Annotated in this window: 6 protein-coding genes; 4 read left to right on the plus strand and 2 right to left on the minus strand. The window is 72.3% G+C overall.

The features are described 5' to 3' along the window. Nucleotides 1–81: 81 nt before the first annotated feature. Nucleotides 82–408 (plus strand): nuclear transport factor 2 family protein, encoded by a 327-nt coding sequence (locus RM812_RS40155; RefSeq protein ID WP_311585636.1) that lies wholly within the window; start codon nt 82–84, stop codon nt 406–408. A gap of 270 nt (nt 409–678) precedes the next feature. Here RM812_RS40155 and RM812_RS40160 read toward each other — a convergent pair whose 3' ends face one another. Next, the gene (locus tag RM812_RS40160; RefSeq protein ID WP_311585638.1) at nt 679–1,476 is read right to left on the minus strand and encodes an SDR family oxidoreductase; all 798 of its coding nucleotides are present in this window, start codon (nt 1,474–1,476) and stop codon (nt 679–681) included. A 133-nt stretch (nt 1,477–1,609) separates the two neighbouring features. Between RM812_RS40160 and RM812_RS40165 the strand changes: the two genes are divergently transcribed. Then, nucleotides 1,610–3,280 (plus strand): alkaline phosphatase D family protein, encoded by a 1,671-nt coding sequence (locus RM812_RS40165; RefSeq protein WP_311585640.1) that lies wholly within the window; start codon nt 1,610–1,612, stop codon nt 3,278–3,280. Here RM812_RS40165 and RM812_RS40170 read toward each other — a convergent pair. Further along, complete coding sequence (locus RM812_RS40170; RefSeq protein ID WP_311585642.1) at nt 3,267–4,307, minus strand: Gfo/Idh/MocA family protein; 1,041 nt, start codon at nt 4,305–4,307, stop codon at nt 3,267–3,269. The genes RM812_RS40165 and RM812_RS40170 overlap by 14 nt on opposite strands. A gap of 106 nt (nt 4,308–4,413) precedes the next feature. On the opposite strand from RM812_RS40170, the gene RM812_RS40175 reads away from it, so the two are divergent. Beyond that, nucleotides 4,414–5,814: a multidrug effflux MFS transporter gene (locus RM812_RS40175; protein WP_311585644.1), complete on the plus strand. Its 1,401-nt coding sequence runs from the start codon at nt 4,414–4,416 to the stop codon at nt 5,812–5,814. Further along, the gene (locus RM812_RS40180) at nt 5,781–6,941 is read left to right on the plus strand and encodes a serine hydrolase domain-containing protein (RefSeq protein WP_311585646.1); all 1,161 of its coding nucleotides are present in this window, start codon (nt 5,781–5,783) and stop codon (nt 6,939–6,941) included. The genes RM812_RS40175 and RM812_RS40180 overlap by 34 nt, the downstream gene beginning before the upstream one ends. Nucleotides 6,942–7,012 lie beyond the last annotated feature (71 nt).

Consider the following 7,012-nt stretch of genomic DNA (forward strand, 5'->3'; position numbering starts at 1 on the left):
GTCCGGGGTGCGACGGTGGGACGGTGGGGAGGTGAGCCGCTGTCGTCCGCGAAGGAGTCGACGTGAACTGTTATGACCGGCATGACGATTCAGACCACGCGACTGAGCGACCCGGCCGTCCGCGCCTTCGTCGCCGCCGTCAACGCCCACGACCGCGAGGCCTTCCTCGCGCTCCTCGCCCCGGACGCCACCATGGCCGACGACGGCGACGACCGGGACCTCGCCCAGTGGATCGACCAGGAGATCTTCTCCTCCCACGGCCACATGGAGGTCGACAACGAGTCGAACGGGGGCCGCGCCCTCATCGCCCGCTACCGCAACGACACCTGGGGCGAGATGCGGACGCGGTGGAACTTCACCGTGGACGGGGACGGCCGGATCGCACGGTTCGAGACCGGGCAGGCGTAGCCCGTTCCGAGCAGGGCGGGTCGTGCGCGGCAGCCCTCGCGCCCACCGGTGCGCATCCCGCGGTCCTCCGCGGGATCCACCCCCAGCCGGTGCGGCGCGACGGCTGCCGCCTCCCCCCTCGGTATGGTCCGTGAAGCTTTCGAAGACCAACACTCCGTATGTGGAGCTCTGGTGAAGGAGAGTCGAGCATAAGCCCGCCACCGGTCGCCATACTGCGGACTTTCAAATTCCGTTTGTATAGATCGAGTCGGCGGCGCCCGGTGTGCCCGCTCAGCCACGCCCCACGTACGGCATCGCCGTCGCCATGACCGTCGCGAACTGCACGTTCGCCTCCAGCGGCAGCTCCGCCATGTGCCGCACCGTGCGCGCCACGTCGGCGACGTCCATCACGGGCTCGGGTGCCGTCTCCCCGTTGGCCTGGAGCGTGCCGGTCTGCATGCCGGCCGTCATGTCGGTCGCCGCGTTGCCGATGTCGATCTGGCCCACCGCGATGCCGTAGGGCCGGCCGTCCAGTGAGAGGGACTTGGTCAGGCCCGTCAACGCGTGCTTGGTCGCCGTGTACGCCACCGAGTGCGGGCGCGGCGTGTGTGCCGAGATCGAGCCGTTGTTGATGATCCGGCCGCCCCGCGGGCGCTGCTCCTTCATCTGCCGGTACGCCGCCTGGGCGCACAGGAACGCGCCGTTGAGGTTGGTGTCCACCACGTGCCGCCACGCCTCGTAGGGCAGCTCCTCGACCGGCACGCCGCCCGGGCCGAACGTCCCGGCGTTGTTGAACAGCAGGTCCAGCCGGCCGAAGCGGTCGCGCACGGCGGCGAACAGGGCCGCCACGTCGTCCGGCCGGGACACGTCCGCGCGCACGGGCAGCGCCGTGGTGCCGGGGGGTGCGAGCGCGGCCGTCTCCTCCAGGGGCTCGGGGCGGCGGCCGGCGAGGACCACCGCCCAGCCCGTGGTGAGCAGTTCGACGGCGACGGCCCGGCCGATGCCGGATCCGGCGCCCGTGACGACGGCGACGCGCTGCGCCCTTTCCTTGCCGACCTGTTCCTCGTCGGTGGTTCTCACGGTGTTCATGAGGCGGCAGCGTACGCGCGGAGGATCATCCGGAACTCATCCTTCCGACATGAGATCGCCATGTCCGCGCCAAGAGGGAGTCGTGCTCGGCCCGTCGAATGCCCCTTGCAACCACCGCAAGGGGAGGAAACGGATGACACCCGCGAACCGCCAGGCGCAGGCCCCGGCCACGGCCCCGGCACAGCCCTCGCACGCGCCCGAACTGCGCGCCGCCGCCCGCCACCTGGGCCGCCGTCGCTTCCTGACCGTCACCGGCGCCGCCGCCGCGCTCGCGTTCTCCGTGAACCTGCCGGCCGCCGGCACCGCGAGCGCCGCCGAACTCGACGCGGCCCGGCTCACCGCCGACCCCTTCACGCTCGGCGTGGCCTCCGGCGACCCGCAGCCCGGCTCCGTCCTGCTGTGGACGCGCCTGGCCCCCGTCCCGTACCAGGCCGACAGCGGACTGCCCGCCGAGCGCGTCACCGTCGGCTGGGAACTGGCCCTCGACGAACGGTTCCGGCGCGTCGTCAGACGGGGAAGCGCCACCGCGCACCCCGAGTTCCACCACACCGTGCACGTCGAGGTCGACCACCTCGCGCCCGGCCACGTCTACTACTACCGCTTCCGCGCCGGCCGCTGGATCAGCCCGGTCGGCCGCACCCGCACGGCACCCGCCCAGCACAGCCGGGTCTCCGACCTCACCTTCGGCCTGGTCTCCTGCCAGAAGTACGACGAGGGCCACTACACCGCCTACCGGCACCTGGCCCAGGAGGACGTGGACGTCGTCTTCCACCTCGGCGACTACCTCTACGAGTACGCCGTCAACGACGTCGGCGGCTCCCGCGCCTATCCCGCGGGCACCCTGCCGGCCCTCTTCAACCACGAGACGGTGACCCTGGAGGACTACCGCCTGCGGTACGCCCTCTACAAGTCCGACCCCGACCTCAGGGCCGCGCACGCCGCGCACCCCTTCGTCGTCACCTGGGACGACCACGAGACCGAGAACAACTACGCCGACGACACCCCGGAGAACAGCGTCCCGCCGGAGGAGTTCCTGCTCCGCCGGGCCGCCGCCTACCGCGCCTACTGGGAGAACATGCCGCTGCGCCGCCCGCAGCTGCCCGACGGCCCCGACCTGAAGCTCTACCGCCGCCTGCACTGGGGCCGGCTGGCCCAGTTCGACGTCCTGGACACCCGCCAGTACCGCTCCAACCAGGCCTACGGCGACGGCTGGCAGTTCCCCGGCCCCGAGTCCGAGGACCCGAGCCGCACCCTGACCGGGGACGCCCAGGAACGCTGGCTCATCAACGGCTGGCACCGGTCCGACGCCCTGTGGAACGTGGTGCCCCAGCAGGTCACCTTCTCCCGGCGGTACAACTCCACCACCCTGCCGTCCAAGGTCTCCATGGACTCCTGGGACGGCTACCCGGCCTCCCGCGAGCGTGTGCTGGCCGGCGCGCAGGCCGCCGGGATCGAGAACCTGATGGTCCTCACCGGCGACGTGCACGTGCACTACGGCTTCGACATCAAGCGCGACTTCTCCGACCCGGACTCCCGGACGCTGGGCACGGAGATCGTCACCACCTCCGTCACCAGTGGCCGCGACGGCTCGGAGAAGCCGTCCAACTGGGACACCCTGATGGCCGCCAACCCGCACCTGAGGTTCTTCAACGGGCGGCGCGGCTACGCGACCGTCTCCCTCGGCCGTCAGCTGGCGCGCGCCGACTTCAAGACGGTGTCCCACGTGACCACGCAGGGCGCGCCGCTGACGACCGCCGCGTCCTTCGTGACGGAGGTGGGGGAGCAGGGGCTCAAGCCGGCGTGACCACCGGTTCCAGGGACCTGCCCGCCTCGCCGGTCTCTCCCGGGTAGCGGACGCCGACGCGGTCCCGGATCGCGTCCAGCGTCCGCATCACGGCGAGCGTGCCGTCGAGCGGCACCAGCGGGGACTCGGTCTCACCGGCGCGCAGGGCGCGCATCACCTCCCGGGCCTCGTGCGCGAGGCTGTCCCGGGGGCCGTCGGCCGGGTCGGCCCGGAACTCCTCGGGGTCCCGGCCGTCCCGGTGCAGCACGAAGTGTTCCGGGAAGAAGAAGCCGTTCGGGACGTCGATGCGGCCCTTGGAACCGGTGATCGAGGCGGAGTTGGGCGTACCGCCGACGATGGAGCAGTGCACCGAGGCGAGAGCACCGCCCTCGTAGGAGAGCAGCGCACCCGTCTGGAGGTCGACACCTTCCTCGGAGAGCACCGCCCGCGCCGCGACGTCCGACGGCTCACCCAGCAGCAGCTGCACGAACGACACCGGGTACACGCCCAGGTCGAGCAGTGCGCCGCCGCCCTGCGCCAGGTCCCGCAGCCGGTGCGCGGCGGGGAAGGGCCCTGCCAGCCCGAAGTCCGCCTGGACGCTGCGGACTTCGCCGACCGCGCCGTCTTCGACCAGCGTCTTCAGCCGCCGCACCAGCGGGTTGCAGTACATCCACATCGCTTCCATCAGGAAGCTCCCGCGCGCCCGGGCGAGGTCGACCAACTCCTGCGCCTCACGCACGTTCAGCGTGAACGGCTTCTCGCAGAGCACGTTCCGCCCCGCCGCCAGACACAGGCCGGCGGCGGCCCGGTGCGCCGAGTGCGGGGTCGCGACGTACACCACGTCGACGTCCTCGTCCCGCGCCAGCGTCTCCCAGTCGCCGTACGCGCGCGGTATCCCGAACCGCTCCGCGAACGCCTTCGCCGACGCCTCGGTCCGCGACGCCACCGCCACGACCTCCGCGTCCGGCAGATCGACCAGATCCGCCGTGAACCTCGCCGCCATTCCGCCGGTCGCCAGAATCCCCCAGCGCACCTTCTGCCCGGTCACCGCTGACACCCTGTCCCACCCTCGCTCAGGTTCGTTCGAGTCTGTTCGTTCATGTCTGTACGAGCTGAGAGCATAGGTGCCGGACCTGAACCAGAGGGAGGGGCACATGCCCGAGCGCGGGCCGTCCATACCGCACACGTCACCGCACACGTCACCGGACAGGAACACCGCACCGGACACCACACCCGACACCACGGCGGCCACCACTTCGACCACCACGCCGGACGCCGCACCGAAGGCTTCGCTGCCCGCGCAGGCGGCCGGACCGGAAACGGGACCGGTCGCCCGCTCGCTGGGCGCCACCCGCCGCACCGGCCTGCTGGTCACACTCATCCTCGGCGGCCTGACCGCCACGCCGCCGCTGGCGATGGACATGTACCTCCCCGCGCTCCCGGAGGTCACCCGGTCCCTGCACGCGTCCGCCGCGACCGTCCAGCTCACGCTCACCGCCTGCCTGGCCGGCATGGCGCTCGGCCAGCTCGTGGTCGGACCGATGAGCGACAAGTGGGGCCGCCGCCGCCCGCTGCTGACCGGCCTCGCCGTCTACGTCCTCGCCACCGCCCTGTGCGCGCTCGCGCCCACCGTCGAACTCCTCGTCGCCTTCCGGCTGGCGCAGGGACTCTCGGGCGCCGCCGCGATCGTCATCGCCCGGGCCGTCGTCCGCGACCTGTACGACGGTGTGGCCATGGCCCGCTTCTTCTCCACCCTCATGCTGATCTCCGGTGTCGCCCCGGTCGTCGCGCCGCTCATCGGCGGTCAGATCATGCGGGTGACGGACTGGCGGGGCGTGTTCGTCCTCCTCACCGTGGTCGGAGTGCTGCTCGCCGGGGTCGTGTGGGCCAAGCTGCCCGAGACGCTGCCGGCCGGGGAACGGAACGAGGGCGGTGTCGGCGACACCCTGCGCGCGATGCGCGGCCTGCTCGCCGACCGCGCCTTCACCGGGTACATGCTCGCGGGCGGCTTCGCCTTCGCCTCGCTGTTCGCCTACATCTCCGCGTCCCCGTTCGTCATCCAGGAGATCTACGGCGCCTCCCCGCAGACGTTCAGCCTGCTGTTCGGCCTCAACTCGATCGGCCTGGTCGCCGCCGGACAGATCAACGGCAAGATCCTGGTCGGGCGGGTCCGGCTGGACCGGGTGCTGGGCATCGGGCTGCTGATCGTCATCGCCGCCGCGACCGCGCTGCTGCTGATGTCCCTGGGTGTCTTCGGCGACGTCGGTCTCGCGCCCGTCGCCGTCGCGCTGTTCGTGCTGATGTCCGCGATGGGGATCAGCCTGCCCAACACCCAGGCGCTCGCGCTGATGCGGGTGAAGAAGTCGGCCGGCTCCGCCTCCGCGCTGCTCGGCACGTCCTCGTTCCTCATCGGCGCCGTCGCCTCACCGCTGGTCGGGATCGCGGGGGAGGACACGGCGCTGCCGATGGCCGTGGTGCAGTTGGTGGCGGCACTGGTGGCGCTCGCCTGCTTCGTGGGGATGTGCCGTCGTCCTTCGGAGGGAGAAGAGAGCTGAGCGCTCCGAGACTGCGCAGCGACACCCCGGAGCGGGCCGGCCTCGACCCCGAGCAGCTCCGCCGTGTCGTCGACGAGGTGCACGGCCTCACCACCGGCGAACGGCCCTGGGCGGCGGGCGCCGTGGTGGCCGTGGGCCGTGGACCCGTGCTCGCCGTCGAGGAGGCGGCGGGCTGGGCCGTGCGGTACGCGTCCTACGACCCGGGCGCCGACAGGGGCGTGGAACTCCCGCAGGGGTCCCGGGTGCCGATGACCGTGGGCACGCCCTTCGACCTGGCGTCCCTGACGAAGCTGTTCACGGCGGTCGCCGCCGTCCAGCAGATCGAACGGGGCACGCTCGGCATCGACGCGGAGGTCGGCGCCTACCTGCCGGACTTCCGGGGCGCCGCCGCGCACCACGTCACCGTACGGCAGTTACTCACCCACACTTCCGGGCTGCGGCCCGAACTCCCGCTGTACGACTGCGCCGACGACGCGGAACGGCTTCGCCGGCTGCGGGCGGAGCAGCCGGTGGGGGTGCCCGGCACGTACTGCTACTCGGACCTGAACATGCTGCTCCTCCAGCAGGTCCTGGAGCGCGTCACCGGCCGTGGTCTCGACGTCCTCGTCCGGGACGGGATCACCCGGCCGCTGGGCATGAGGGCGACGCACTTCGGGCCGTGCCCGGGCGCGGCGGCGACGGAGGACCAGCGGCGGCCGTGGGGCAAGGCGGACCGGGGGATGCTGCGGGGTGTCGTCCACGACGAGAACGCGTGGGCGCTGGGCGGGGTGGCCGGGCATGCGGGGCTGTTCTCGACGGGGCGGGACCTCGCGGTCTTCTGCCGTGCGCTGCTGGCGGGCGGGTCGTACGGGCCGGCGCGCGTTCTCGGTCCCGACTTCGTGGAACTGCTGCTGACGGAGCCCGGGCTCGGCTTCGCCCTCGACCAGCCCTGGTTCATGGGGGAGCTGGCGGGGCGGGGGGCGGCCGGGCACACCGGCTTCACCGGCACGATGCTGGTCCTCGACCGGGCCACGGACACGTTCGCGATCCTCCTCGCCAACACGGTCCATCCGCGCCGCCGCGCGCCGGACAACGGGCCCCGGGCGGCGCTGGGGACGCGCGTGGCACGGGCGGTACGGGGGCTGTGAGCAGGGGCTCTGAGCGGGGTGCGTGGGGGTGCGTGCGGGTTGCGCTGCCTGTGGGGTGGTGGGTCGGGGGC

This window comes from Streptomyces lancefieldiae, from assembly GCF_031845825.1.
GTDB classification, from domain to species: domain Bacteria; phylum Actinomycetota; class Actinomycetes; order Streptomycetales; family Streptomycetaceae; genus Streptomyces; species Streptomyces lancefieldiae.